The following is a 26,896-nucleotide window of genomic DNA, read 5'->3' as shown; positions in this document are numbered from 1 at the left end:
ATATTTAAAAAAATCGTTATCTTTGGATACTATGTTGAAAAACTTTACGTTCGTATTATTTATTGTGCTCTGTACCATTTCCGTTCCGGCATGGTCTCAAAGCCCAAAACCACTCTCAGAAAATGATAGTGCGAGTAAAGTTATAAAGGCATATCCCAATCCTGCCTCCACGAAGATCTATTTCGAACTTCAGCGTAATAACGATAAGCAATACGAGATTATTGTATACAACTTCCTCGGCAAAAAAGTAGACCACTTCAAGAACATCAATCAGAAAACACCCGTGAACCTGGACAACTACTACGCCGGCATTTATATTTTCCAGTTGAGAGATAAGGACGGCAACCTGGTAGAGTCGGGAAAATTCAATGTGGTGAAATAAATTTCACGATTTTCATATAAGAAAAAGTCCTGCTGCGTCAGGACTTTTTTATTACAGACTTACCTATAGATACCTTAGAGATACCCTATAGATACCCTAGTGATACCCTAGTAAAACCTTGTAGATGGCCGCCCGGCAATCTCATTAACAGCTCAGGTTCCGGTACCTCTTGTTACTGCACCTCCACGATCAGGAACTTCAGATAAGTAGTGTTCTCAATATTCCAGAGAATAGGATGATCCTGCGCCTGTGTCATGAACGTCACCTGCCGCAGTTTCTTCTTCGCGTCCTTCGCGGCCATATCAATGATCTCCAGGAAAAGGGAAGGATCAACGAGGTTAGTGCAGCTGGCGGTCACCAGGAACCCGCCGGGCTTCAACAGCTTCATGCCCCGGAGGTTGATCTCTTTATAACCGGTGATGGCTTTCTGGATGTTCTCGCGGCTTTTGGTAAAGGCCGGCGGGTCCAGGATCACCACATCGAATTTTTTATCTTCTTTCGTCCACTGCTTCAGCTGGTCGAATGCGTTCACGGCCATGAATTTGCAGGTATCCTGCAGGTTGTTCAGCTCCGCATTGCGGCGGGCGGTGGCCACGGCATGCTCGGAGATGTCCAGCCCCAGTACGCTTTTGGCCCCGTAATGCCCCGCATGGCAGGAGAAAGTACCGGTATAACAGAAGGCTTCGAGCACATCGGCGCCTTTCACGATATGCTGAATGGCGCGGCGGTTGTCCTGCTGATCCAGGAAATACCCCGTTTTCTGGCCGTTTTCTATGTCCACATGAAAGCGGAGGCCATTCTCGTTAAGGATGATGTTGGTATCGAAGGGAGCACTTAAAAACCCTTTCTGCTGCGGCAGTCCTTCCAGTTCCCGCACCGGCACATCGTTGCGCTCGTAGATGCCTTTGGGAGAGAATATCTCTTCCAGCGCCGCCACGATAGCGGGTTTCCAGCGATCCATGCCGAGCGCCAGGGTTTGTATCACGAGGTAGTCGTTGAACTTGTCGATGATGAGGGCGGGCAGTTCGTCCGCTTCCCCGAACACCAGGCGGCAGTTTTCCACATAGCCGATCTTTTGCCGGTATTCCCAGGCTTTCCGCAGGCGGTGCAGGAAAAATGCATCGTTGACCTGCTCCTGCCGGTCGCGGGTCAGCAGGCGCACGAGTATCTGTGATTGCGGGTTGATGTATCCCCGGCCCACGAACATGCCGGTATGCGTGAACACGTCCACGATATCACCGGCTGTTACATCGCCTTCCACCTGGCCCACTTCATTCCCGAAAATCCAGGGATGGCCGAGCAAAACCCTGTTTTGTATCTTCTTTTTAAGAAAAACCTTTGTCATGTATATTATTTCGCAGGCGCAAAGGTACACTTTCCGGCGGTCTTGCGGAATCCTGCCAAATTGTCCCCCCGCCAACCGTTGGCAAAATTATTGTCCGTTGTACCTTTGCAGACAATTTATACCATCATGACAGAAAAAGACCAAGACATACAGGCAAATGGGCAGCCGGAGGAATTTATCCCCAATATCAATGCAGACGAGAACCAGAGCGGATCTACCCATTTGAATGATGCCCTGCCGGAGGAAAGCGAGCTGGAAAAGGTGCGCACGGAACTGGAAGAGCTGCGGAAGAAATACCTGCTGCTGAACGCCGATTTTGACAACTTCAAGAAACGTAACGCCAAAGAGCGTATCGAACTGATCAATACTGCCAACAAGGAAGTGATCATCGCCCTGCTGGATGTGCTGGACGATTCCGAACGGGCCGCGAAACAAATGGAAACAGCAACGGACGTAAATGCGCTGAAAGACGGTGTGATGCTGGTTTTCAACAAGCTGCACAGCGTATTGCAGGCAAAAGGTCTGAAGCCGATGGACAGCCTTCACCAGGAATTTGACGCCGACCTGCACGATGCCATCACAGAGATCCCTGCCCCTACCGAAGAACTGAAAGGCAAGGTACTGGACGTACTGCAAAAAGGCTATTACCTGAATGACAAGATCATCCGTCATGCCCGCGTTGTAACCGGCAAATGACGATGTGACAGCGAACTATTGTTGATAAAAAATAACGGCCCGCTCCGGAGAGTGGGCTTTACAAGTGTATAAACATGTCCACCAAAAGAGATTTTTACGAAATACTGGGGGTTTCCAAAACTGCTTCGCAGGACGAGATCAAAAAGGCTTACCGCAAGGTGGCCATGCAGTTCCACCCTGACCGTAACCCTGGCAACAAGGAAGCGGAAGAAAAATTCAAGGAAGCGGCGGAAGCCTATGAAGTGCTGAGCGATCCCGACAAGCGCGCGCAATACGACCGCTTCGGCCATGCCGGCATGGGCAACCGCGGCGGATACGGTAGCGGCCATATGAATATGGACGATATCTTTTCCAACTTCGGGGATATTTTCGGGGAGGACATTTTCGGCAGCTTCTTCGGCGGAGGCGGACGCTCCGGCGGAGGACAGCGCCGCGGCAGAGGCACCCGGGGCAGCAACCTGCGGGTAAAGATCAAGCTCAACTACGAAGAGATCGCCAAAGGCGCCAACAAAAAGATCAAGGTAAAAAAGCATGTGACCTGCTCCACCTGTAACGGGCTCGGCGCAAAAGACAGGAACGCTTTCCAGACCTGCTCTACCTGCCAGGGCTCCGGCCAGGTACGCAAGGTAACGCAGACCTTCCTGGGGCAAATGCAGACCGTCACCACCTGCCCTACCTGTAACGGCGAAGGCCAGGTGATCACCAATAAATGTACCGCCTGTAAAGGCGAAGGCCGTCAATATGGGGAAGAAACCGTATCGATCGACATCCCGGCGGGCGTCATGGAAGGCATGCAGCTCAGCATGAGCGGCAAAGGCAACGCCGGTGAAAGAGGCGGCGCGCCAGGCGACCTGCTGATCCTCATCGAGGAAGAACCGCATCCAGAACTGCAGCGCGAAGGGCTGAACGTAGCGTACGACCTGCACATCTCCTTCCCCGACGCGGCTTTCGGCGTACAGTTGGAAGTACCCACGATCGACGGGAAAGCAAAGATCAAAGTACCCCCCGGCACCCAAAGCGGCAAGATATTCCGCCTGAAAGGCAAAGGCTTCCCCTCCGTGAACAGCTACGAGAAAGGCGACCAGCTCATTCATGTGAACGTCTGGACGCCGCAGACGCTGAGCGCGGAAGAAAAGAGCATGCTGGAAAAAATGCAGGAATCCGGCAACTTCAAACCTAATCCGGAGAAAAGCGAGAAGGGCTTCTTCGAGAAAGTACGCGACATCTTCAGTTAAAATATACCAGGGCTGGCCGGAAGAACGGTCAGCCTTTTTAATACACGGCTTTACCGTGATCACTTTTTGTTGCCCTCCATGTCCAATCCTTCTATCTTTGCTCCCATGTCCGACAAATTCCAGATGTTCGAAAACAGGCTGGCGAAAGTGCTCAAGCACCTCCGCAAAACCGCCCGGCGGCAGGGGATCACCTGCTTCCGGCTGTATGACCGCGACCTGCCGGAATTTCCGTTGATCATAGAGTTGTATGAGGACAAAGTATACGTAGCCGAATATCAGAGCCAGCACAATCTCGATGATGACGCCTACGAACAATGGCTGCAGCACAGCCTGGACGTGGTCGCCAAAGTGCTGGAAGTTTCCCGCGACGATCTCTACCTGCGCACCCGTCAACGTAAACAGGACCGGCAAAGCCAGTACGAAAAACTGGATTTTTCCAAAGAAGAGCTGATCGTACAGGAAGACGGGCTGAAATTCAAAGTGAATCTTTCTGATTACCTGGACAGCGGCCTGTTCCTCGACCACCGCATCACCCGCCACATGGTGCGCGAAGAAGCGCGGGACAAAAAAGTGCTGAACCTTTTCTGCTATACCGGCTCCTTCTCCGTATACGCCGCAGCGGGCGGCGCCGCCACCGTTACGTCCATCGACCTTTCCAAAACCTACCTGCAATGGGCGGAGGAGAACATGCGCCTGAACGGGCTGTTCGATCCGGCAAAGCACGAGTACATTCATGCGGACGTACTGCAATATCTCGACGAGCTGAAGCTGAACACCTACGACCTCGTGATCCTTGATCCGCCCACTTTCTCCAACAGCAAGCGCATGAAAGATTTCCTGGACATCCAGCGCGACCATGTGACGCTGATCAACAAAGTATTGCTGGCCACCCGGAAAGACGGCGTGATCTATTTCTCCAACAACCTCCGTCGTTTTGAACTGGATGAAGCGAACATTGAAGCGGCTTCCATCAGGAACATCACCGCGCAGACCGTGCCGTTCGACTTCCAGGGGAAGCTGCTGAGGCATTGTTTCCGGATTATCAAATAGCGCATCCGGCGCCCTCATCATCATGTGAACTCTTTTTATTATTTTCCCGCATGCTTACAGGATTCGTATTGATCTACCTGCTGATCACCGTACTGATCGGGCGATGGGCGGCACGCCGGGTAAAGAGCGCGAGCGACTTTGTGGTGGCGGGGCGCAGCCTTCCGCTGGGCATCAGCACCTGCGTGATCTTTGCCACCTGGTTCGGTTCGGAAACCATGCTGGGCGCTACCAGCGAGTTTGCGCAACATGGTTTATTGGGCGTGATGGAAGATCCTTTCGGGGCATCGTTGTGTTTGTTACTGGTGGGCTTGTTCTATGCGCGTAAATTATACCGCAGCAACCTCCTTACTTTCTGCGATTTTTTCAAGGTGCGGTACGGGCGCAAGGCCGAAGTGATCTCCGCCCTGCTGATGATCCCCTCCTACTTCGGCTGGATCGCGGCGCAGATCGTAGCCATGGGCATTGTGGTAAACACGGTGATGGGCATCGATCTGTCCGTTGCCATGGTAGCCAGCGGATTGATCGTGATGGCTTATACTTACATGGGCGGGATGTGGTCTGTGTCGGTTACCGATTTTATCCAGACGATCATGATCGTGATCGGTATTGTGGTGATCACCTGGATAGCGGTGCAGGATGCGGGCGGATTGGCCACCGTGGTGGACAGGGCGCCCGAAGGCACGTTCCGCTTTTTTCCGGATCATACCTGGAAAGGATGGATGAACTATGTAGCCGCCTGGATGACTATCGGGCTGGGCTCCATTCCGCAGCAGGACGTATTTCAACGGCTGATGAGCAGCAAGAGCGAGCGCGTGGCGCAGCATTCTTCCTACCTCGGCGCGCTCATGTACCTGGTCATCGGGCTGATGCCTTTGCTGATCGTGCTGTGCGCGCAGCAATTGTACCCGGAGCTGATGTCAGACAACGAAAAGATATTACCGAACATGGTGCTGCAGCACGGTTCGTTATTTATACAGGTGCTGTTCTTCGGCGCACTGCTTTCCGCTATCATGAGCACCACCAGCGGCGCGATACTGGCGCCGGCCACGGTGCTCGGGGAAAATATCATCCGCCCGCTTTTTGCCAACATCAGTGATCAGAAGCTGTTGCGCATCATTCGTTTATCCGTGGTAATCGTGTCCGCACTGTCTATGATCATGGCGTTGGGCAGCCAGGATATTTACGAGTTGGTGGCCTCTTCTTCCGTGCTGAGCCTGGTATCTCTTTTCATTCCGCTGACTGCCGGCCTGTACTGGAAAAGGTCTAATGAAGCGGGCGCGGTGTTATCTATTGCGGCGGGGACGTTGGGGTATCTGGTCAGTTTGATGATGGATACGGTGATGCCGCCGTTGTTTGTGGGACTGTTCAGCAGTATACTAGGGATGCTTGTGGGGACCTACGGGTGGAAACGGCCTATTTCAACCAACTAGCATTTTTCTTCACCATTTTTATCAGCTTCAGAAATTCTTTACGGTATCCTTCCTTGTCTGGCCCCAACGACCGTTTAGCCATATCCGTTACCATGCGCACATTTCCCTCACCCGCGTATTGCGACTTCCGCAGCAGCATCCCGAACAAGGCCACGGACGCGGCAAACCGGAAGTCGGATGACGCCGCGGAGAATTGCTGCGGCCGGCCGGTGACGGATTGCCACAGGGAATGCAGCGTAGTATCTACAGGGGTACGGTACCATATCTTTACGGCAGAAAGCACGCCCTCCGGATCAGGTTCCGCCGGTTCTATTTCGTACAAAGCCACCACGCAATGCCCCGATCCGACAATTCCTCCCACGATCTTTTCACCGTTGCTGTTATCTTCCTTCAGTATTTTATTTTCATACCCGATCAGCCGGTAAGCCTTTACCCTGGCGGAGTTGAACTCCACCTGCGCGCGTACGTCCTTGGCGATGGTGAATAGCGTGCTGCCGAATTCACGGGCAAAAACCTTGTTGGCCTCCTCCAGGTCATCGATATAAGCGAAGTTGCCATTGCCTTTGCTGGCCAGCGTTTCCAGCTTTGAATCCTTGTAATCCTTCATGCCGAAGCCAAGGCAGGTGAGCAATACGCCGCTTTCTTTTTTTAGCAGGATGAGGTCCTCCATGTCCTGATCACTCGTTTGCCCCACGTTGAAATCGCCGTCTGTAGCCATGATCACGCGGTTGTTGCCATTGGGAATGAAATTTTCCTCCGCGATCTGGTAGGCCATCCTGATGGCGGCTTCGCCGGCTGTGGCGCCGCCCGCGCTGAGGTAATCGATCGCGTTGAGGATCTTTTCCTTCTGATGCCCCGGCGTGCAGGGCAATACCAGTCCAGGCGTACCCGCATATGCCACGATGGCCACACGGTCCCTCGGCCGCAGGTTCTGCACCAGCACCCGGAAAGCCGCCTGCAAAAGGGGCAGCTTGTTAGCCGTGCCCATAGAACCGGATATATCGATCAGGAAAACAAGATTGCTGGCCGGCAGGCTGTCTATCGCTATCCGCTGCGCCCGCACGGCGATCTCCAGCAGGCGGTGCTTATTGTTCCAGGGGCAGTCCGTATAATGGGAATAAATGGCGAAGAGGCTGTCGTTACGCGGCAAGGGATAAGCATAATGGAAGTAGTTCACCAGTTCCTCTATGCGCACGGCATCCACGGGAATGGGCTTGCGCAGCTTTACGAAGCGCCGCATGTTGCTGTACGCCGCGCGGTCTACGTCCATCGCAAAAGAAGAAACGCTGCTTTTGGCCGTTTCCACGAACTTGTTCTCGTACAGCTTGCCGTACGTTTCATCAAAAAAGGACGATGCCCCCATGCCGATATTCCCGTAGTTGGGGTTTGTGCTATGGGCAAACCTCGCCCGGGCCTTTGCCTTGGCAATGTCCGCGGAATTGTCCGTCTTTTGGCCCGTTAAAGGGCTCAGCTCAATGAGCATGCGATCGTGGTTGTCCAGGGGCACTATTTTGGTCCGGTAGCCGGGGTGCTCAAACACGAGGTGGGTGCTGTTCGCGGGCAGGTCTATACGAAAAAGCCCGTACTGGTTTGTTTTGACGCTCGGCGTATCCCGGTAGATACTGACCTTCACGCCCTGTACAGGATTGTGGCTCACGCTGTCCTGCACAGCCCCCGTTACCCATCCCCGCTGTTGTGCCGCTGACATCAAACTTCCGCATACCCAGAAAAGCAGCATGAGGAACTTATGCATCGTAAAATTATCTCATACAACGATACATAAAATTAAGAAAATATTTAATCAATCACTCACTCAACTGATAAATCTCCGGCAGGTTACGCCCCAGACCGTCATAGTCCAGCCCATAACCGAGCAGGAATTTGTTGGGCACGGAGAAGCCGAGGTAATCTATTTGTACGGGATGGGTAGTGGCATCGGGCTTGTGAAGCAGTGCGGCGACCAGCAATTGCCGGGGCTGCTGGTGCTGCAGTTGCGGCAGGAACTGGCTGAGCGTTTTGCCGGTGTCTACAATGTCTTCCAGGATCACCACCGTGCGGCCAAACAGGTCTTCTTCCAGGCCGATAGCGGTGATCACGTTGCCGGTGGACTTGGTGCCTTTGTACGAAGCGAGCTTGATAAAAGATATCTCCGCTTCTATCGTAAGATATTTGAAAATATCGGCGGCAAACATGAACGATCCGTTGAGGATAGCGATGAACAGGGGCTTTTTGCCCTCGAGGTCATGGCTCAGCTCGTACGCCAGCTCCCGGATGCGCTGCTGCAATTCGGTTTCAGCAATGTAAGGCTCAAACCGCTTGTCATGTACTTGTATCGTCATGGTATTATTTTCGAACAATCAGTTGCTGGCCGATTTTGATACCGTTGTCAGACAGGTTGTTCCATGCCTGCAACTGGGCCACGGTAATGTTATATTTCTTTGAAATACTGTACAGCGTTTCCTTTTCCGCCACCGTGTGATACTGCCCCTCGGTGCCGATCTTCTTCAGGTCTTCCACCATTTCCGGGGGAAGGCCGCCAGGCCTGGGCTTGGGCGTTGCCACGGGCGGAGCCGCGGGCGCTTCCTGTGCGGCCACCGGGGCGTTATTTGCTTTTTCTATTTCTTCGCGGATGTCTTTGATGATTTTTTTCGGCTCGAGGTCTTTGTGCTCGTCTACCTTCGCCACGGAGTTGCTGCCAAGCCTTGGCTTTGAAGACGCATATCCGTCCAGCACGATCTTTTCACCGGCGGCAGGCTGATCGCCTTCTTCCATCTTGTTGCGCTTGCGCAGCCAGCGCAGCTGTACGCCTTCCGCCTGTGCAATATCGTGCAGCGTTTCGCCGGGAGTTACCACATGGAAATCGTTTTTGCCTTTCTTGCTTTTGCCTTGCAGAAAGATGAGCATATCTTTTTCCAGCGGCACGTCTTCCGCGAGGTCGTTCATTTTGAGCAGGTTGCTGAGGCGGATCCTATGCGCGTTGGCGACCTGTATCAGCGCGGTGCCTTCCTTTACATAGATCACCTTCTTGCCGTTGATCTTAAATACGGTGTTCTGCGGATAGTTCACTTTCACCGGCTCATAATCTTCCCGTGCGGCGGCGGATTCACGCGGCGGCGCAGCGGGGGGCGCGGCTACAAACACGGGCCCTTCGGGAATGGGCTGGTTGCTCATGGCCAGCGTCGTGTATTGCTGAAGGTTATAGTTTTCTATGATCTGGATAAGCTGCTGCGGATAGGTCCTGCTGGTGGCGTAACCTGCCGTTTTGAGGCCGTAGGCCCAGGACTTGTAATCATCCGGCTTGTAGTCGAACAAAAATTTATAACGGGGATTGTTGCGCAGGAAATCCGAATGGTCTTTCCAGGAGTCTTCCGGAGAATCATATTTGCGGAAACATTCATCGCGGGCATCATCGTCGTAGTTAACGCTTTTGCCGGTCCAGTTATTCTTGCATTTTATACCGAAGTGGTTGTTGGAGTTGAGCACCAGCCAGCCGTTGCCGGACTGCGTTTCCAGGATGCCTTGTGCGAGCTTGATGGCGGCGGGCACGCCGGAGCGGCGCATTTCTTCCATCGCGATGCCTTTGTACCTGTCTATGTACTGTGTGGTGCTGATGTTTTGTGCTGTGGCCGTGGCGGCGCTACAGATCACCATACAGATCGCCAGGCAGTATGACTTTACTTGCATGTATATATTGAATTTAATGGGCTTATTTCTTGCGGATCAGCATCAATCCGTCGCGCAGCGTGAGCAGCAATGTTTCGGCGCGCTCGTCTGCAATGGCTTTTTCGGCAAAGCGGACCATGGCTTTTGCGTTGTTGCTTTGCTCACTTTCCGCCAGCACTACTTCACCGTGGTACAGCACGTTATCGGCCAGCATGAAACCGCCGGGCCGGAGCTTGTCCCACACGAGATCGTAGTACCCGGTGTAGCCCGCTTTATCCGCATCCACAAAAACAAGGTCGAACACCTCATCCAGCTGCGGTATAATTTCAGCGGCCTTCCCGGTATGCTGCACGATCTTTCCGCTGAGGCCCGCTGATGCAAAGTAGCGGGACGACATGGCTTCCAGTTCTTCGTTGATATCGATCGTGTGCAAAATGCCGTCTTCCGTGAGGCCCTGCGCGAGGCAGATCGCGGAGTAGCCGGTGTATGTACCGATCTCCAGTATCCGCCGTGGGCGCAGCATCTGGCTGACCATCGTCAGGAAACGGCCCTGCACATGGCCGCTGAGCATATGAGGCTGGTCTACCTTCAGGTAAGTCTCCCGGTGTAAACGGTACAGCAGCTCCGGTTCCGGTGTGCTGTATTGTTCTGCAAACGCCTGAATGTCCTGCGGTATTACCTCCATGCCCTGTTTTTTTGCAAACCTACGCAATAATCGGGAGGCAGCAAGGCATGGATGCCTTTTCATGGTATCTTAACGGGACCGCCTTAGAAGTTGGGCCGCAGCTTGTTGGTGGTGTAGAATACCCGGAAGTACTCCACCACTTCATCGGCGGTGTCGAACACTTTCAGCAGGTCCAGATCTTCCGGGTGAATATTGCTTTCTTTCTTCATCATCACCGCGCTGATCCATTCCAGCAAACCGGACCAATAGGCTTTCCCTACCAGCACCAGCGGCGTTTCCGTCATTTTTTTCGTCTGGATAAGCGTCGCCACTTCAAAGAACTCGTCCATCGTGCCGAAGCCTCCGGGCATCATTACGAAGCCCTGTGAATATTTGGCGAACATCACCTTGCGTACAAAAAAGTAATCGAAGTTGATGCTCTTGTCATAATCAATAAAACTGTTGGGATATTGCTCATGCGGCAGCGTGATGTTCAGTCCCACGCTTTTGCCGTTGGCCTTCTGCGCGCCTTTGTTGGCGGCTTCCATGATGCCGGGGCCGCCGCCGGAAATAATACCGAAGCCATCGGTAGCGAGGCGCTCCGCAATTTCACAGGCCAGGTCATAATAAGGATTGCCTTCCCGCGTGCGCGCGGACCCGAAAATAGAAATGCAGGGCCCGATCTTCGCCAACACTTCAAACCCTTCCACAAACTCTGCCATGATCTTGAAGATCTGCCAGCTGGAATGGGCTTTGGTTTCCGTCCAGTCACGATCTTTCAGGTTCTTTAACGACTCATTCATCTGCTGTTCTTTTTTTTGTTTATCTAAACTACAATTTTTTACCGGAGTGAGGGCCGCGTTATGCTGCTTTGTGCGCACAGCCACAGGCCCGCGTACGTCAATGCGCCGTTCAGGATCAGCAGCTCGTTACCGAATCTGTATCCGCCGAACCACTCCGCGGAATATTTTTTCAGGATAAAACAGATCAGGGGCGCGATGATGCACACCGGGATAGAAGCGCCGTCCGGCGCCTTGCGCCGGCTCAGTATGCCGAACGCGAACAGGCCCAGCATGGGGCCGTAGGTGATGGTGGAGAGGAACAGTACGGTATCGATCACCGCGCTTTGATTAAAGGCTTTAAAAAGCAGCACCGTCAGCAGCAGCAACACCGCGCAGGCGATGTGAATGCGCTGCCGCAGTCGCTTCTTCCGCCCGTCCATATCTTCCGTACTGTAACCGAGTATATCGATGTAAAATGAAGTGGTCAATGTAGTGAGTACGCTGTCCGCGCTGGAAAAGGTTGCCCCGAGGAGGCCCGCTACGAATGCAACCGCGGCAAAAGTACCAAGACCGTTCAACGCCACCAGCGGGAAGATGCTGTCCGTTCCCGCGGGCATCTGCATGCCGTGGGCGCGGATGAACTCATATAGCAGCACGCCGAGCGACAGCAGGAATATATGCACTACCAGCTGCATGACGCCGAAGGAATAGACGTTCTTCTTCGCTTCGCGGAGCGTGCGGCAGCTGAGGTTCTTCTGCATCATATTCTGATCCAGCCCCGTCATCGTTACCGCTATCATCATCCCGCCAAAAAATTCCTTCGGAAAAAAATCCGGCTGCTTCCAGTCCCAGAAAAATACTGTAGCCTTTTCGCTGCGAACAATGTTACTGACCAGCCCGCCGAAGTCCCACCCGAGATCTTTTGTGATCATCACGATGGTGATCACCACGGCCGCCACCAGGAAAACAGATTGCAGCGTATCCGTCCATACCAGCGTTTTGATGCCGCCACGATAAGTATACACGAGCATCAGCGCGATCATAATGGTAACGGACAAAGCGAATGGCACATGATAATGATCGAACATAAAAAGCTGTAACACGCCGGTGACCACAAACAGGCGGGCCGCGGAGCCTGTGAGCCGGGAAAGGATGAAGAACACCGCGCCCATCTTCTGCGTGAGCGGGCCGAAGCGTTGCTGCAGATAAGTGTAGATAGAGGTAAGATGGCGGCTGTAATACAGCGGCAGCAGCACCATGCCGATCACCACATAGCCGAAGGCATAACCGAGCACCGTTTGCAGGTATGCGAAAGCGCCGGTGCCTACCTTGCCGGGCACGGAAATGAACGTGACGCCGGACAAAGAATCGCTGATCATGCCGATGGCCACCAGGTACCAGACGGAGTTGCGGTTGCCGATGAAATAGGATTGCGCGTCCGCTTTGCGGCCGGTGAGGTAAGAGATCAGCAGCAGCAAAAAGAAATACGAACAGATGAACAGTACGAGTAATCCGGGCGCCATTGCAAACGGGTTACAGGCCGAGATTCACGCCGCCGGAAAAGATGGGACGGTTCATATAGGGTGAGTTCCTGTCCTGCAGCACATCGTAGAGGATCATAAATGTAATGGCGGAGTTGCCGCCGATCGGTTGGGCGTAACCGCCGCCGAGCAGCAGGCTGGGCGTAAAGTAACTGTCTTTTCTAACGATGCGTTCGTCGCCGTAAGTTGTATTTTTTACAGCGATCCTGTTATACTCCGGTTGCGCATGAATGAAGAACTGATCAATGGGATAAAAGCGGGCGAACACGCCGCCACCAAAGATGGAATAATTATTTCGTTCGGTGATCTCCCCTTCATACCGAAAGCGCTGCGCGGCATATTGCGCGTTGATGTTGATGCCCGCGGCGAACATGGGAGAAAAGCGGTAGCCTATCAGCGGGGATACGTTCACAAAGGTATAGTCACCAAATGAAAAGCCGAGCGCTCCGCCAACCATCAGCCTGCTTTTATCAAAACCGCGGGAGCTGTCGGTTACATAACCTTGCGCGGATGCGGCATGCACGCTGAAGAGCAATATAACGGCGAGGAGTAAACGTTGCATAGTACATATTTATGTCCGGCTAAATTATCGGTTTTCCGGCAATTGGCAGGCATATTAAATGTTAAAATGAGGGGCACAGCGATGCTCTTCTTGCCCTGCCGAAAGCGCGGTTCGGATAAACGCCGGTGTACACAAGGCTCAGCTCGTATGCGCCCTGGCGGCTGTTCGCCACGGCAAGATTGGAAGAAGTAACATCGTAATTGAACATCAGGCGCACGTTGCTCATCTGGTAGCCAACCACGAACGGAAAAGCATCCTTCACGCGGTAATACAATCCGCCGAACACCTGCTTGTCGCCGTCACCGGAGAGGTTGTAGGCGGCGTAAAAGCCGAACATCGTTTCGCTGGAATTGGCCTGGCGGGCGTAATAGGCGCCGGGGTTGAGGATGATGTAATCGCTCATTTTCAGGCTGGCATTCAGGAAGCCGATGTACCGCGGCTCTATCTGGTTGTTGCCGCTGTAAAAGGTTTCACGGGGCTTGTTCACATGATGCACGGAAAAGCCGCCGTTAATGTAGATATTGTCGGTCGGGAAATACGCATAGTTCATGCCTACCTGCATATCGAAATACCCGATGGAGGAGTTGTCGATCGGCTCGCCGGACACCATCTGGGAATCGAAGAACTGTCCGTTCCACTGGGTGCCGAAGGTCAGCTTGCTCAGGTCTACCCGTTTATTCGCATATCCGAAATTGAAGCCGGCGGACAACAGACTGCTTTGCCCCAACAGCTGGTGATAGGCCACGGAGCCGTAAGCCTTGGTGGAAGTGAGATTGCCGGTGCCCGCCACATCGCGGAGCAGCATGCCGCCAACGCCTACCCATCCATATTCCAGCTGATCGCGGAACAGCTGGAAATCGCCGAACAGCGACATCGTTTTATATGGAACGGGGATGGTGGCCCACTGGTTGCGGTAATTGATGCCCAGGCGGTAGTTGCCATCCGGGATAAAACCTGTATTGGCGGGATTGGTGGAAAGCGGTGAGTTGAAGAACTGCGAAAAGTGCAGGTCCTGGGCGGAAGCTGAAACAGCACCCGTCAGGCAACAAACCAGGATCATGTGGTAGGCAATCTTTCTCATAACCAAACTATCTTAACAAAGTAACGTTTCCTGTTTTGGTCACCCGCTCACCATGACTGAACTCAATATTCAATACGTAAGCATAAGCGTCCATCGGCTGGAGGGCGCCGTTGAAGCGGCCGTTCCATCCCAGCTTCTGATCGTTCGACACGAACACCAGCTGGCCCCAGCGGTTAAAGACCTTCATTTCGTATTTCGTTATACCGAAGCTTTTCACTTCCCATATATCGTTGATACCGTCTCCGTTAGGCGAAAATGCGGTAGGCACGTCAAACAGCGGGTTCACGATCGCGCTAACGGTCTGACAGATCGTATCATGGCATCCGAACTCGGTTTCCGCGATCAGGCAAACCTCATAGGTGCCTGTGGCGAGATACTGGTGCGTGGGGTTCACGGCCGAAGAAGTATCCCCGTCACCAAATGTCCACCAATAGTGTGCCGCACCTGTGGAAGTATTGGTAAAAACATGCGGCGTGTTCTCCACGGGCGTAGTGGGCTGGTAGGTAAACCCTGCCACCGGCGGAGGTAACACCGTGATATACATGGAAGTATCGTCCGTGAGGTTACAGGTGTTCGGGTCGTTGGCGATCATGGTCACGAGGTAACGGCCCGGTTGTGTGTAGATGTGGGTGGGGTATATTTCTGTGGAAGTTGTTCCATCCCCGAAATCCCACTCGAAGGTCACACCTCCTTTGGAGGTGTTATCGAATATAGCCGCGTAAGGCGCGCAGGAGCTGTCCGGCACTTCGAACAGGGCGAACACGTTGGCCGCCACACGAAGCTGGCGGGTGATCACTTCCGGCGCGTTACAGTAATTGGTGTCGATGAGGGTGAGCGTTACCGTGTACACGCCTTCCGCGGCGTAGCTATGCGTTTGGGTGCTTTCATCCGTTGTATCCGTGGGCGTGCCGTCGCCAAAGTTCCACACGAAAGACCGGTTGGTGAACGGTTTGCCGGCGGGCGCTACGGATGTATTGTCAAATTCGTAGTTCAGTTCGGTGCAGGGGTCCAGGCGGCGGTCGGTGAAGCCAACAGTAGCCTCGTCCGCCCGTACGCGGATGTCCAGGAAAGCGGTGTCCCGTAAATTACAGCTGGCCGGATCGTACTTGATCATCATCACGGTGTAATCTCCTACCACGCTGTAGGTATGGGTCATGGTGGAGCTGGTGTTCGTTACTTCAGGGGTGCCGTCGCCGAAGTTCCAGGTCCAGCTTTGCGCCGGTACGTTGGTGGTATCGAGGAACGTGATGGTGGCGGGCACGCAGTAGTTCCTTTTTCTTTCCTCCGTGGTAAGCCCGGCCCGTACACCGTCCAGGTTAAAAGCGATCTTCAGCGCACCGAGGTTACATCCGTCCGGAATGCCGCTGTTATAAGCGCCGGGCGTGGTGGGGAAGCGGGGCTTGCGGCCGCTGCCGCAGGCGGCGCAGATGGCCTGGTAGATCACCCCGTTCTGGTCAAAGCGGCTGGTGCCGCCGTCTACGTGTTCGGCAAGACCGTTACCGCCGTAGAAAGTACCATACAGGATGCCCAGCGCATCGCGCTGCATCACGAAGAAATAAAAGTCGCTGTTATCGGATGTGGGCTTGCGGGCGTCGGAAGTTACCGGCAGGCCGGCGGTGCCCGAGTTTGAAAAATTATTGCCGGAGTTCAGGGAGCCGCCCCACCCGGACACATACACGTTCTGGCAGCGGTCTACCAGGAAGGCTACGGGTGACAGGCTGGGCTGCGCCGCGGCTTTGCCGAAGGTGGTGGAATAAATGAACCCGGAAAGATTGGGCCGCAGCTTGCTGATGAACTGTTTGGAATTGTCGTTATAGAAAGTGGCGGTGCCGGTAGGCTGCTGAATCGGCCAGTTGCCTTCCGTTGTTCCCATTACATATACATCGCCGTCCCGGTCCAGCTGAATGCCATACACCTGGTCCGCCCGGCTGTTATCAGAGCCCATGAAGGTGGATTGCAGGATGGACGTGCCGTTGCCGGCGATATGGGTGATGTAGCCGTCGCATGCTCCGCCCCTGTAAGCAGGATACAAAGCGCCGGCGCGTGTCGGGAAATTGCTGCTGGCGGTGCCGCCGGCCACGTATACGCTGGTGCCGTTGTTAACAGCCAGCACATATGCCGCATCCTCCGCACTGCCGCCAAGGAAGCTGGCCCACTGCAGGCGCACGTTCGGCGTGAGCTTGATCACCACGCCATCCTGGCGGCCGCCGCCGTAAGACGGCTGGAAAGCCGTTGCTGAAGCGGGAAAATCGCCGGATTGTGTGGAGCTGGCGATGTAGATCGCTCCGGCGCCGTCTATCACCACTTCGCTACGGGCGTCATCCCCGTAATTCCTCAACAGCACATCGGTAGGCCCTTTTTTGTCCGGCCGCATATTGACGCCGTCGTTGCTGGTGCCGCCGATCCGTACAGACCCCATCAGCGCGTTGCCGGTGGCGGACAATTTCGTCACCGTAATATCAAAACCGCCGCCGGGGCCGTAAGTAGTGTCAACGGGGAAGTCGGAAGAGTTGGTGCGGCCGGAGATCACCAGCTGGCCCTGCGCATCCACAAAAAGACTGTGCGGCTGATCTTCGCCGCCACCGCCCACATAGGTGGAGTAAACGATCTGCGAGCCGGCGGGATTGAACTTGGTGATGGACATATCGAATGAACCGCCGTTGAAGGAGTTATCGTAAGCGCCGGTGGAAACGGGATAGCCGGTATTAAAGGCAATGCCGCCCGCATAAAAGTTGCCCTGCGCGTCGTAGGTAGCGGTAAAGCCCCAGTTGTCCGCGCGGGAGCCGCTGAGCGTGGCGAATACCACGGTGGGATCTATCACCAGCGGATACTGGCTGTCGTATTTGCCGGACACCTTGAAGCGCACGGTTGTTCCGCTTAACTGGTAAGACACGTTTACGCGCTTGCGCTGGCTGTTGATATACTGGTAAGCGAAGGGCGCCAGTTCTATGGCTTCTCCCACGGAGGTCTGCACATGCAGGTTGCCTTTTTTCAGCGAAAGCGCCGTAGCGCCGGAATAGGAAAACTGTATGTTATCAGGATTGCCGCCGGGATGTACGATCAGATCATATTTCATCTGTCCGCTTTCCGAATATACCTGCATATCTATATTCCGGTACAACTCTTTGTACAGCAGGCTGGTATATGCGCCGATGCCGGATTTCCAGCGGGAGCGGTCGTTACCAAGTATATAGGTGATATTGTTTTCGCGGGTGGGTTTGGAGGGAATGATCTCCGGGTTGGGCAGGGTGTTGAGGAACTCCAGGTCGTACGCATGGCCCCTGACGGGGGGATGGGCGATGCCGCCGTTCTCGCCGTTGCCGGAACCGGGTTTGCCGGGGAGCTTGCCGGGCAGGTTCACGTGACCGGGGTCCGGGAAATAGATGGGCTTGCCGCCGGAGGAATCCTGCATGTGGCCGTGGTTCAGCTCGGGGATGCTGGCCAGGTCTTCTTTGCTTAGCAACAGGAACCGGAAACCGTTTTTCTTTACGAAGATACTGGCCGTAGCGAGGTCCGCCCGGTATTGAAAATCGCCGGTCCACTGGCCTTTGTTCTCAATATATTCGAGGGGCGAAAAATTGCTGCTGCTCTCCTGTCCCCGCGCAGGCACACCTATCATAAAGAGGAGACAGACTTGAAGTGCAATAAAAAGGCCGATAGGGTGAGTAGATTTCAAGCGGTTCTGATTTTTAAGATTGTTTCCTGTTAAAGTAATATACTTATTTTAACGGTTTGTTACCTCAATTTGTTACGGTTTAACGGAGAAATGGCGGATTGAGTGGCGGCCGGCGGGTGATGAACGTTTTCGGTAAAGGCAAGCAACAATTTCATAGTCAATCCTCCCCCGCCGGCGCATCCAGCAATACAACGAAAAAGTGATCAGGATATTTTGCTCCATGCGGATTTTGACCGTTGGGTGGCGAGATAGTCGTGAAGGGGTTTATTCTCAGCCAGTTCCAGGTCGGGATCTTCTTCCAGTATTTTTTCGGCGGACTCCCGGGCGGCCGCGAGCATGGCGCGGTCCTGCACAATATCGGCCAGCTTCAGGTCCAGCAGCCCGCTTTGCCGGGTGCCTTCGATATCGCCCGGCCCCCGCAGTTCCATATCCTTTTCCGAGATCACAAAGCCGTTGTTCGTCTGCACCATCACTTTTACCCGCTCCTGCGAATCTTTCCCCACTTTGTTGCCGGTCATCAATATACAATAGCTCTGTTCCGCTCCCCTGCCAACCCGCCCGCGCAACTGGTGCAGCTGCGACAATCCGAACCGCTCGGTGCTTTCTATCACCATCACGGAGGCATTGGGCACGTTCACGCCTACTTCTATCACCGTGGTGGCCACCATGATCTGGGTGTCGCCGGTCACGAAGCGGTGCATGTTGGCTTCCCGCTGGTCTACCGGCTGGCGGCCGTGCACCATGCTGATGTAATATTTCGGTTCGGGGAAGAAGGCTTTTACCTCTTCGTATCCTTTGGTAAGGTTCTCGTAATCAAGGCTCGCGGATTCTTCGATGAGGGGGTAAACGATATAAGCCTGCCGGCCTTTGCGTATTTCGTCCTTGATGAAATCCATTACCTGCGGGCGCTGGTATTCCGTGCGGTGTACGGTGGTGATGGGCTTGCGGCCCGGCGGCATTTCGTCGATCACGGATACGTCCAGGTCGCCATACACGGTCATGGCCAGCGTTCGCGGGATAGGCGTTGCCGTCATCACCAGGATGTGCGGCGGGATATGGTTCTTTTCCCACAGGCGTGCCCGTTGGGCCACGCCGAAGCGGTGCTGCTCATCCACGATGGCCATACCGAGGTGGGAGAATTTCACTTCATTTTCCAGCAATGCGTGCGTGCCGATGAGGATGTGGATGTTGCCTTCCGCGGTTTCTTTCAGTATTTCCTTGCGCGCTTTGCCTTTAACGTTTCCCGTCAGCAGCGCCACTTTCACCGGCATGTCTTTCAGCAGCTCCGAGATGCCTGCAAAGTGCTGCTGTGCCAGTATTTCCGTGGGCGCCATCAGGCATCCCTGGAAACCGTTGTCCAGCGCCATCAGCAGCGTGAGCAGGGCCACCATGGTTTTGCCGCTGCCTACATCGCCCTGCAGCAGGCGGTTCATCTGCCTGCCGGTCATGGTATCCTTGCGGATCTCCTTGAGCACTCTTTTTTGCGCGCCGGTGAGCGGAAAAGGTAGATGATCGTTATAAAAAGTATTGAACGTTTCGCCGACCGCGCCGAAGACGAATCCCTGGCTCGCTTTATGCCGCCGGATCTTGAGGCGGCAGATGCGTATCTGGGCGAGGAACAGCTCTTCGAACTTCAGCCTGCGCTGCGCCTGCTTTGCTTCTTCTTCGGAAGCGGGCAGATGTATCTTGAAAAAAGCCCTGGCGCGGGGCATCAGGCGGAACTGCTGCAGCACCGGCGCGGGAATATTCTCGGGTATCTCGCCGGGTGAAAGCTGTTCCAGCAGGTTGCGGGTAAGTTTTCCTATAGCCTTCGCCGTTAGTCCGCGCGCTTTGAGTTTTTCCGTGGTGTAATATACCGGCTCCAGGTGTTGTTTGCCGGTGGCGGTTTCTTCCGTGAGCAGGTCCATTTCCGGATGTGCCATCTGCACGGTGCCGTTGAACTGCGATATCCTGCCGAATACGAGGTAGGCCACATTTTCCCGCAGGGATTTCTGCATCCATTGCCATCCCTGGAACCACACCAGGTCTATCCGGCCGGTTTCATCCTGCAGGGTAGCCACGAGCCTTTTGCCTCTTTTCTCTCCTACTACTTCCATGTGTATGATGCGCCCCCTGATCTGCACGAAGTCTTCAAACCCGCTCAGGTGACCGATCCGCTCCACTTTTGTGCGGTCGATGTACCGGAAGGGGTAGTATTCGAGCAGATCGCGGAAGGTGTGCAGGTTGATCTCTTTCCGCAGCAGCTCTCCTTTCTGCGGGCCTACGCCTTTCAGGTATTCGATCGGATTGGATAATATGGAAGTGATGAGTGACATCGATGCACGAAGTACGGCATTTTCGGAAAGAAAGGCAACAGGGTGTGAGGCGTGGGAGCACAGCGGGACGCCTGTTCCTAAAAAAAAGCAAACAGCCGGGGCGACTGTTTGCTTTACAAATATGATGCGGTCAATCTATTCTGCGATGGCTTCTACCTTACCTTCCACGAACAGTTTCATCCATTCGGAGGTAACGGATTTCGGTCTTTCGAGCGACAGGCCGAGGGCGCGGTCCCAGCAGAGGGAGGCGAGTACGCCGAGGGCGCGGGAAACGCCGAACAGCACGGTGTAAAATTCATATTCCACCAGGCCGTAATGCACGAGCAGCGCGCCGGAATGGGCGTCTACGTTAGGCCAGGGGTTTTTCACCTTGCCGAGATCTTTCAGGATATCGGGCACTGTTTCATACACGAGCCATACGATGCGCACGAGCTCTTCATCGGGCAGGTGTTTCTTTGCGAACTCCATCTGCGCGGTGAAGCGGGGATCGGTCTTGCGGAGTACGGCATGGCCATAACCCGGCACCACTTTGCCTTCGGCAAGGGTCTTCTTCACGTATGCTTCGATCTGCGCTTTGTCCGGCATGCCGCCGCCGAGTTCTTCGCGCATGTCCAGTATCCATTTGATCACTTCCTGGTTGGCGAGGCCGTGCAGGGGGCCGGCAAGACCGTTCAGTCCGGCGGCGAATGACAGGTAGGCGTCGCTGAGCGCGGAGCCTACGAGGTGCGTCGTGTGTGCGCTCACGTTACCACCTTCGTGGTCGGCGTGGATCACCATGTACAGGCGCATCAGTTCCTTGAAATCTTCATTCCGGTAGCCGAGCATGTGCGCGAAGTTGGCGGCCCAGTCCAACATGCCGTCCGGTTGTATGTGGTCGCCGTTCTTGTATTTGCGGCGGTAGATATACGCTGCGATGCGGGGGAGGCGCGCGATGAGATTCAGCGAATCTTCATACATGTAGCTCCAGTAATCTTTTTTGCTCATACCGTCAGCATACGCTTTTGCAAACACGGATTCGGTTTGCAGGGCCATCACGGCCACGGTGAACATGGTCATGGGGTGAGTGGAAACAGGCAATGCTTCGATGGCGTCAAACACATGGTTCGGCACGTGTGAGCGGCGGCTCAGCACGCTGCTCAGGTTCTGTACGTCCGCTTCTGTCGGCAGCTCACCGATCAGCATGAGGTAGAACAGACCTTCGGGCAGGGGTTCCTGGCCGCCCGGGGCTTTCGGAAGATGCTCGCGCAGTTCAGGAATGGAATACCCACGGAAACGGATACCCTCATTCGCATCCAGCAGCGAGGTTTCAGTCACCAGTCCTGTGATCCCGCGCATCCCCTGGTAGGCCTGCGCCACAGTCACCTCATCTATTTTCTTTGTGCCATGATTCTTGAGCAGGTCCTTAACTTCTGCGCTCAGCTCATCTGCCTTTGCCTTGAATTTCTCTTTTATATAACTCATTTTCCCGCAATGATTTAGAAAAATTAACGAATTCGATCAATAGACAAAAGTAACGATTAATCGCATAAACAGTATCCCTGCATGCAGATTTAACGTATTATTTCAGCCATTTTTTGCGAAAAAATGCGATTATTTTGGTGCGCGCAGATACAGCCAGAAGGCCAGCGCGCCGAACAGGAAATTGGGTATCCAGGCCGCCAGCAGCGGGTTCAGGTCTGCTTTCGTGGCGAATACAGTGGAGAATTGTAAAAATAAAATATATGATGCGCTGATCACGATCCCCAATGCGAGGTGCAGGCCGCTCCCGCCACGAACTTTACGGCTAGAAATGATCGCGCCGATGAGCACGAGTATAACAACAGCCACAGCCGCGGAGGTACGCCGGTATTTTTCCACGTAATACACGCTCAGCCCTTCCGCGCCCCGCAGCTCTTCCCTTTCCAGGTAGCGGTTCAGCTCCGGCGTGGTCATCCCTTCCTGCCGGTTCTTTTCCTCGATCAGCTCGGAGGGATGCAGCGGTATCTTCAGCACGGAATCCTGTTTCGAGGTCAGCTTTTCCCGCAGGCCGTCGATCGTGCGTTCGGTAATATATTCCAGCTTCCAGGAGCGGCCCACGGAATCCCATACCACCCTTTCCGCGCGGAGCTTGTATTTCACCTGCTGCCCCTCGATGGTTTGCATGGTGAAGTCGGAGCCGGTCTTGTAGTTGGGATCGTAATAGTCAAAGGTGATATAACGCACGCTGTCTATCCGCAACGTTTTGTTGCGCATGGCCTCGGCGGTCTTCGGCCTGCTTACGTATTTGTTCTCGAACGATGTGCGGATGCGGTTGGCTACCGGCACCACGTACTGGTTCGCGGCCCAGAGGATGCCGGCAAAAAGCGCCGCCCCCACCCAGTAAGGGCGCAGGAAACGGCGGAAGCTCACGCCACTGCTCAGGATGGCTACGATCTCCGTTCTGTAGGCCATCTTGGAAGTGAAGAAAATAACCGAGATGAAGATGAACAGGGGAAACAGCAATGCCGCAATATGCGGAATGAAGCCGATGTAATAATTCGTCAGCACGAACCAGAAGGAAAGGCTGTGCGTCATAAAGTCATCGATCTTTTCCGTGATGTCTATCACCACCGAGATCACCAGCAGGATCATCAGGGAATAGACGAAAGTGCCGACGAACTTGCGAAATATGTACCAGTCGATCTTCTTCATATAAATTATTGCCAAAACTAATGTTCCTGCCGCATCAAATATGCAATATTATCGTATGATGTGCAATTTTAACATTGTGTTGTTACAGCCTTGTTTTCAGCTGCGGTATCATGCGCTGCTTCCAGGCGCCGTAAGTTCCCTGCAGTATCTGTTCCCTTGCAGCCTTCACCAGGTCCAGGTAAAAGCAGAGGTTATGAATGCTGGCGAGGGTGAGCCCGAGGAACTCGCCCGCCACGAAAAGGTGCCGCAGGTATGCTTTTGAGTAGTTCCGGCTGGCATCGCAGGGATTCATTTCATCCACCGGCGAAAAATCCGCCGCCCATTTTTTATTGCGGATGTTGATCACGCCGTTCCAGGTGAACAGCATGCCGTTGCGGCCATTGCGGGTAGGCATCACGCAGTCGAACATATCAATACCCAGCTCAATATTTTCAAGGATGTTCCAGGGAGTGCCCACGCCCATCAGGTAGCGGGGCTTTTCTTTGGGCAGTATTTCCGTGACCAGGCCGCACATTTCGTACATCTCCGCTTCCGGCTCCCCCACGCTCAGGCCCCCGATGGCATTGCCCGCGCAGTTGCGGGCGGCGATCGCCTCGGCGGATATTTTGCGGAGATCTTTATAGGTGCTTCCCTGCACGATGGGAAACAGCGTTTGTTCATGACCGTAGGCCGGCGAAGTTTCGTTCAGCCGTTTGATACAGCGGTCCAGCCACCGGTGCGTCAGCTCCATGCTTTTTTTGGCGTAGCGGTACTCGCTCGGGTAAGGAGGGCATTCATCGAACGCCATGATGATGTCCGCCCCGATGGTCCGCTGGATGTCCATCACGTTTTCGGGCGTGAAAAGGTGCCGGCTGCCGTCGATGTGGCTCTGGAACACCACACCTTCCTCCTTTATCTTCCGGTTGGCGGCGAGAGAGAACACCTGGTAGCCACCGCTGTCCGTCAGTATCGGCCGCTCCCATCCGTTAAATTTATGTAAACCGCCGGCTTCCCGCAGCACGTCCATACCGGGGCGGAGATAGAGGTGATAGGTGTTGCCGAGGATGATCTGCGCGTTGATATCCTGGCGCAGCTGCTCCTGGGTAACGGCTTTCACGCTGCCCACGGTGCCTACCGGCATGAATATGGGCGTTTGTATGGCGCCGTGGGCGGTGGTGATAACGCCGGCCCTGGCCCCGGAGGGATCGGTGGTGATCAGATCGAAATTCAAGACATCGGATTTTTTCAGGGGGCAAAGGTATTGAATATTGGGGAGGTAATTTTTCCACAACCTTACATACATAATTAAAAACATATATTTTTGCCCCTTATGTCAGACAATCCGGGGATTATCATTTTCTATTGCTTCGCCGCTACCGCGGGTATACAGGTGCTTTACTACCTGATCTTCTTTTCAAGAGTGGCTTTTTACAAGCGGAAATTTGAGGAAGAACACCCTCCGGAAGAACAGCTGTCCGTTATCATCTGCGCGAAGAACGAAGAACGCAGCCTGCCGAAAAACCTGCCAACGGTGCTGCAGCAGCGCTATCACCGGCAGCAGGACCCGGCCTATGAAGTGATCGTGGTGAACGACAACTCCGAAGATGATTCCAAATATTACCTGGCATCCATCGAAAAAGGCTATTCCCATTACCGTCATATCGAGATCAAGCAAACGGCGCAATTCATTCCGGGCAAGAAATACCCTTTGTCCATCGGCATCAAGGGCGCGCAATATGATACCGTGGTGTTGACGGACGCGGACTGCAAGCCGGGCAGCATTTACTGGCTGTCTTTAATGGCGCAGGGGTTCCGGAACGGCAAGGAGATCGTGCTCGGCTACGGGCCTTATTATAAAAAGCCGGGCTTCCTGAACAAGGTGATCCGTTACGAAACCTATTTTTCCGCATTGCAATACCTTTCCTTCGCCCTGTCCGGCGTCCCTTACATGGGCGTGGGGCGGAACCTGGCTTACAAAAAGGAATTGTTCTTCCGGCATAAGGGATTCACCGCGCACCAGAACCTCGCTTCCGGCGATGACGACCTGTTCGTGAACCGCGCGGCCAACGGCGGTAACGTGGGCGTGGTGATCAACAAGCTGGCCTTTGCCTACTCCGAGCCGAAGACGAAATGGAAACACTGGTTTAACCAGAAGACCCGCCATATGTCCACCGGCAAGCATTACAAGTTCGGGCACAAATTCCTGCTCGGCCTGTTCTCCCTTTCCCACTTCCTGTTCTATCCCGCGCTGGTGGCGGCGCTGTTTTATCCGCCCATGCTGCTGATCACCCTGTACATTCTTGGCGGCAAAATACTGGTGCAGTCCGTGATCACGTACCTGGCGCTCAAACGGCTGGACGAGAAGGATTTATTCTGGTATGCGGGGCTGATGGACATTCTCATGTTCCTATATTATATTATCTTCACGCCCGCATTGTTCTTCAATAAAGGAAGAACGAAGTGGAAATAAGCGATGGAGGTTGTATTAAAATATTTCAGCGATTTTACACCGAAGCAGCTGGACCAGTTCAGCACACTGGCGCCGTTGTACAGGGAATGGAACGAAAAGATCAACGTCATTTCCCGCAAGGATATTGACGCGCTTTACGAGAAACACGTTTTGCATTCCCTGGCTATTGCCGCGGTGGCCGAGCTGCCGGCGGGCATGCAGGTGCTCGATTTGGGCACCGGCGGAGGATTTCCCGGCATTCCGCTAGCCATTTTCTTCCCGGAAGTGCAATTCCACCTCGTAGATTCTATCGGTAAAAAGATCAAGGTGGTGGAGGCCGTTGCGGAAGCGCTGAACCTCACGAACGTGACTACCGCCCACTCCCGCGTGGAAGATATTAAGAACCGCAAGTTTGACCTGGTGGTGTCCCGCGCGGTGGCGCCGCTGAAGGACCTCTGGCGGTGGAGCAAGCCCCTGGTGAAAAAGGGGGCGCCGGCGGAGCGGCCGTCCGGACTGATCTGCCTCAAGGGAGGCGACCTGGCGCAGGAGATTTCGGAAAGCGGCTGCCGGCCCAAGATGGTCAATATCCATAAGATATTCCCGGAGGAATACTTTATGGAGAAGTTTGTTGTAGCCGTAAAATAACCCCTATACCCGTCATTTCCCGCTGATACTGAACGATTTCCGTGCAGTTGGCAACAATTCAGCAAAAATATTCTGCACCTTTACAATATGCAATTCACTGGTTCGTCTACCTAATTAAGATGAACGAGTGGCTTTCCATACAAAAATCCATGGCAGCAGCGGAACAAAACGAACGCATTAAGCAAACGGTGGAAAAGGAACGCAAACGGCTCCTGCATTTCATCCGGAAACGGGTGGATAATGTGGCCGATGCGGAAGACATCCTGCAGGATGTGCTATTCCAGTTCACCCAATACCTGCGCCTGGGAACGGATATCGACTCGCTCACCGGCTGGCTCTTTGCGGTGACGCGCAACCGCATTACGGACTGGTTCCGGAAAAAGCGGGAAGACCGCTTCTCCGATACCATGCTGCCTTCCGCGGAAGGCGACGGCCCGCTGTACCTTTCAGACATCCTGCCGGACACTTCGGCGCAGACGGACGAACCGCTGCTGCGCAAGATCATGTCGGAAGCGATCATGGAAGCAACGGATGAGCTGCCGGAGGAACAACGTTATGTTTTTCTGCAACACGAGGTAGAGGGGCGCTCATTCAAGGAGATTGCAGCAGAAACAGGGATCTCGGTCAACACCCTGCTGTCCCGCAAACGTTACGCCGTGCTTTACCTGCGGGAGAGGCTTTCGCAGGTCTACCGGGAATTACTGAATGATTAAAACAACTGATCTTATCGG

The 26,896-nt window shown here is 54.1% G+C and carries 22 protein-coding genes; 8 read left to right on the top strand and 14 right to left on the bottom strand.

What is annotated here, in order from left to right:
* Positions 1-31 precede the first annotated feature (31 nt).
* Positions 32-382, top strand: coding sequence for a T9SS type A sorting domain-containing protein (locus tag CCY01nite_RS11770; protein WP_146861438.1), 351 nt, complete (start codon positions 32-34; stop codon positions 380-382).
* Between the two features lie 172 nt (positions 383-554).
* Here the strand turns inward: CCY01nite_RS11770 and CCY01nite_RS11765 are convergent, their stop codons facing one another.
* Complete coding sequence (locus CCY01nite_RS11765) at positions 555-1,727, bottom strand: class I SAM-dependent rRNA methyltransferase (RefSeq protein WP_146861435.1); 1,173 nt, start codon at positions 1,725-1,727, stop codon at positions 555-557.
* 126 nt (positions 1,728-1,853) lie between these two features.
* On the opposite strand from CCY01nite_RS11765, the gene CCY01nite_RS11760 reads away from it, so the two are divergent.
* The 4 genes from CCY01nite_RS11760 to CCY01nite_RS11745 all read left to right on the top strand — a co-directional run bounded on the left by CCY01nite_RS11760 (position 1,854) and on the right by CCY01nite_RS11745 (position 6,138).
* Entirely contained in the window at positions 1,854-2,423 is a 570-nt protein-coding gene (locus CCY01nite_RS11760; RefSeq protein ID WP_146861432.1) for a nucleotide exchange factor GrpE, read from the top strand.
* A 74-nt stretch (positions 2,424-2,497) separates the two neighbouring features.
* On the top strand, positions 2,498-3,658 hold the full coding sequence (gene dnaJ, locus CCY01nite_RS11755; RefSeq protein ID WP_146861429.1) for a molecular chaperone DnaJ: 1,161 nt from the start codon (positions 2,498-2,500) through the stop codon (positions 3,656-3,658).
* 105 nt (positions 3,659-3,763) lie between these two features.
* Entirely contained in the window at positions 3,764-4,708 is a 945-nt protein-coding gene (locus CCY01nite_RS11750; protein ID WP_146861426.1) for a class I SAM-dependent methyltransferase, read from the top strand.
* A 50-nt stretch (positions 4,709-4,758) separates the two neighbouring features.
* Complete coding sequence (locus CCY01nite_RS11745) at positions 4,759-6,138, top strand: high affinity choline transporter 1 (protein WP_146861423.1); 1,380 nt, start codon at positions 4,759-4,761, stop codon at positions 6,136-6,138.
* Here CCY01nite_RS11745 and CCY01nite_RS11740 read toward each other — a convergent pair.
* The 13 genes from CCY01nite_RS11740 to tgt form a co-directional block, all read right to left on the bottom strand.
* Positions 6,122-7,891, bottom strand: a complete 1,770-nt coding sequence (locus CCY01nite_RS11740; protein WP_146861420.1) for a YfbK domain-containing protein — start codon at positions 7,889-7,891, stop codon at positions 6,122-6,124. The genes CCY01nite_RS11745 and CCY01nite_RS11740 overlap by 17 nt on opposite strands.
* Positions 7,892-7,943: 52 nt before the next feature.
* Positions 7,944-8,477: a hypoxanthine phosphoribosyltransferase gene (hpt, locus tag CCY01nite_RS11735; protein WP_146861418.1), complete on the bottom strand. Its 534-nt coding sequence runs from the start codon at positions 8,475-8,477 to the stop codon at positions 7,944-7,946.
* A gap of 4 nt (positions 8,478-8,481) precedes the next feature.
* Positions 8,482-9,822: a glucosaminidase domain-containing protein gene (locus CCY01nite_RS11730; RefSeq protein WP_146861415.1), complete on the bottom strand. Its 1,341-nt coding sequence runs from the start codon at positions 9,820-9,822 to the stop codon at positions 8,482-8,484.
* 22 nt (positions 9,823-9,844) lie between these two features.
* Positions 9,845-10,486, bottom strand: coding sequence for an O-methyltransferase (locus CCY01nite_RS11725; RefSeq protein ID WP_146861412.1), 642 nt, complete (start codon positions 10,484-10,486; stop codon positions 9,845-9,847).
* A gap of 83 nt (positions 10,487-10,569) precedes the next feature.
* Positions 10,570-11,268 carry an LOG family protein gene (locus CCY01nite_RS11720; RefSeq protein ID WP_146861409.1) on the bottom strand — a complete coding sequence of 233 codons (699 nt, stop codon included), beginning with the start codon at positions 11,266-11,268 and terminating at the stop codon, positions 10,570-10,572.
* Between the two features lie 38 nt (positions 11,269-11,306).
* Positions 11,307-12,770 (bottom strand): sodium:solute symporter, encoded by a 1,464-nt coding sequence (locus CCY01nite_RS11715; RefSeq protein ID WP_146861406.1) that lies wholly within the window; start codon positions 12,768-12,770, stop codon positions 11,307-11,309.
* Positions 12,771-12,780: 10 nt separating this feature from the next.
* Positions 12,781-13,350, bottom strand: coding sequence for a hypothetical protein (locus tag CCY01nite_RS11710; protein WP_146861403.1), 570 nt, complete (start codon positions 13,348-13,350; stop codon positions 12,781-12,783).
* A 61-nt stretch (positions 13,351-13,411) separates the two neighbouring features.
* Entirely contained in the window at positions 13,412-14,431 is a 1,020-nt protein-coding gene (locus CCY01nite_RS11705; RefSeq protein WP_146861400.1) for a PorP/SprF family type IX secretion system membrane protein, read from the bottom strand.
* Positions 14,432-14,438: 7 nt separating this feature from the next.
* Complete coding sequence (locus CCY01nite_RS11700; protein ID WP_146861397.1) at positions 14,439-18,050, bottom strand: T9SS type B sorting domain-containing protein; 3,612 nt, start codon at positions 18,048-18,050, stop codon at positions 14,439-14,441.
* A gap of 260 nt (positions 18,051-18,310) precedes the next feature.
* On the bottom strand, positions 18,311-20,422 hold the full coding sequence (recG, locus tag CCY01nite_RS11695; RefSeq protein WP_146861394.1) for an ATP-dependent DNA helicase RecG: 2,112 nt from the start codon (positions 20,420-20,422) through the stop codon (positions 18,311-18,313).
* A gap of 135 nt (positions 20,423-20,557) precedes the next feature.
* Positions 20,558-21,883: a citrate (Si)-synthase, eukaryotic gene (locus CCY01nite_RS11690; RefSeq protein ID WP_146861390.1), complete on the bottom strand. Its 1,326-nt coding sequence runs from the start codon at positions 21,881-21,883 to the stop codon at positions 20,558-20,560.
* A 129-nt stretch (positions 21,884-22,012) separates the two neighbouring features.
* Positions 22,013-23,092 carry an LptF/LptG family permease gene (locus tag CCY01nite_RS11685; protein ID WP_146861387.1) on the bottom strand — a complete coding sequence of 360 codons (1,080 nt, stop codon included), beginning with the start codon at positions 23,090-23,092 and terminating at the stop codon, positions 22,013-22,015.
* An 82-nt stretch (positions 23,093-23,174) separates the two neighbouring features.
* Positions 23,175-24,302, bottom strand: a complete 1,128-nt coding sequence (gene tgt / locus CCY01nite_RS11680) for a tRNA guanosine(34) transglycosylase Tgt (RefSeq protein ID WP_146861384.1) — start codon at positions 24,300-24,302, stop codon at positions 23,175-23,177.
* A 99-nt stretch (positions 24,303-24,401) separates the two neighbouring features.
* Here tgt and CCY01nite_RS11675 point away from each other — a divergent pair, with 99 nt between their 5' ends.
* The 3 genes from CCY01nite_RS11675 (at position 24,402) to CCY01nite_RS11665 (ending at position 26,878) form a co-directional block, all read left to right on the top strand.
* The gene (locus CCY01nite_RS11675) at positions 24,402-25,541 is read left to right on the top strand and encodes a glycosyltransferase (protein WP_146861381.1); all 1,140 of its coding nucleotides are present in this window, start codon (positions 24,402-24,404) and stop codon (positions 25,539-25,541) included.
* Positions 25,542-25,544: 3 nt separating this feature from the next.
* Positions 25,545-26,165, top strand: a complete 621-nt coding sequence (gene rsmG / locus CCY01nite_RS11670; RefSeq protein WP_146861378.1) for a 16S rRNA (guanine(527)-N(7))-methyltransferase RsmG — start codon at positions 25,545-25,547, stop codon at positions 26,163-26,165.
* A 149-nt stretch (positions 26,166-26,314) separates the two neighbouring features.
* Positions 26,315-26,878, top strand: coding sequence for an RNA polymerase sigma factor (locus CCY01nite_RS11665; RefSeq protein WP_146861375.1), 564 nt, complete (start codon positions 26,315-26,317; stop codon positions 26,876-26,878).
* Positions 26,879-26,896 lie beyond the last annotated feature (18 nt).

The organism is Chitinophaga cymbidii, assembly GCF_007992715.1.
Classification (GTDB): Bacteria; Bacteroidota; Bacteroidia; order Chitinophagales; family Chitinophagaceae; genus Chitinophaga; species Chitinophaga cymbidii.
Note: the sequence above shows the minus strand (reverse complement) of the source record. Positions and strands in the feature narration are given on the sequence as shown.

Bases quoted from the DNA above. Each gene is read 5' to 3' on its own strand.
- CCY01nite_RS11770 (WP_146861438.1), top strand. From the start codon at position 32: ATGTTGAAAAACTTTACGTTCGTATTATTTATTGTGCTCTGTACCATT.
- CCY01nite_RS11765 (WP_146861435.1), bottom strand. From the start codon at position 1,727: ATGACAAAGGTTTTTCTTAAAAAGAAGATACAAAACAGGGTTTTGCTC.
- CCY01nite_RS11760 (WP_146861432.1), top strand. From the start codon at position 1,854: ATGACAGAAAAAGACCAAGACATACAGGCAAATGGGCAGCCGGAGGAA.
- dnaJ (WP_146861429.1), top strand. From the start codon at position 2,498: ATGTCCACCAAAAGAGATTTTTACGAAATACTGGGGGTTTCCAAAACT.
- CCY01nite_RS11750 (WP_146861426.1), top strand. From the start codon at position 3,764: ATGTCCGACAAATTCCAGATGTTCGAAAACAGGCTGGCGAAAGTGCTC.
- CCY01nite_RS11745 (WP_146861423.1), top strand. From the start codon at position 4,759: ATGCTTACAGGATTCGTATTGATCTACCTGCTGATCACCGTACTGATC.
- CCY01nite_RS11740 (WP_146861420.1), bottom strand. From the start codon at position 7,891: ATGCATAAGTTCCTCATGCTGCTTTTCTGGGTATGCGGAAGTTTGATG.
- hpt (WP_146861418.1), bottom strand. From the start codon at position 8,477: ATGACGATACAAGTACATGACAAGCGGTTTGAGCCTTACATTGCTGAA.
- CCY01nite_RS11730 (WP_146861415.1), bottom strand. From the start codon at position 9,822: ATGCAAGTAAAGTCATACTGCCTGGCGATCTGTATGGTGATCTGTAGC.
- CCY01nite_RS11725 (WP_146861412.1), bottom strand. From the start codon at position 10,486: ATGGAGGTAATACCGCAGGACATTCAGGCGTTTGCAGAACAATACAGC.
- CCY01nite_RS11720 (WP_146861409.1), bottom strand. From the start codon at position 11,268: ATGAATGAGTCGTTAAAGAACCTGAAAGATCGTGACTGGACGGAAACC.
- CCY01nite_RS11715 (WP_146861406.1), bottom strand. From the start codon at position 12,770: ATGGCGCCCGGATTACTCGTACTGTTCATCTGTTCGTATTTCTTTTTG.
- CCY01nite_RS11710 (WP_146861403.1), bottom strand. From the start codon at position 13,350: ATGCAACGTTTACTCCTCGCCGTTATATTGCTCTTCAGCGTGCATGCC.
- CCY01nite_RS11705 (WP_146861400.1), bottom strand. From the start codon at position 14,431: ATGAGAAAGATTGCCTACCACATGATCCTGGTTTGTTGCCTGACGGGT.
- CCY01nite_RS11700 (WP_146861397.1), bottom strand. From the start codon at position 18,050: ATGATAGGTGTGCCTGCGCGGGGACAGGAGAGCAGCAGCAATTTTTCG.
- recG (WP_146861394.1), bottom strand. From the start codon at position 20,422: ATGTCACTCATCACTTCCATATTATCCAATCCGATCGAATACCTGAAA.
- CCY01nite_RS11690 (WP_146861390.1), bottom strand. From the start codon at position 21,883: ATGAGTTATATAAAAGAGAAATTCAAGGCAAAGGCAGATGAGCTGAGC.
- CCY01nite_RS11685 (WP_146861387.1), bottom strand. From the start codon at position 23,092: ATGAAGAAGATCGACTGGTACATATTTCGCAAGTTCGTCGGCACTTTC.
- CCY01nite_RS11675 (WP_146861381.1), top strand. From the start codon at position 24,402: ATGTCAGACAATCCGGGGATTATCATTTTCTATTGCTTCGCCGCTACC.
- rsmG (WP_146861378.1), top strand. From the start codon at position 25,545: ATGGAGGTTGTATTAAAATATTTCAGCGATTTTACACCGAAGCAGCTG.
- CCY01nite_RS11665 (WP_146861375.1), top strand. From the start codon at position 26,315: ATGGCAGCAGCGGAACAAAACGAACGCATTAAGCAAACGGTGGAAAAG.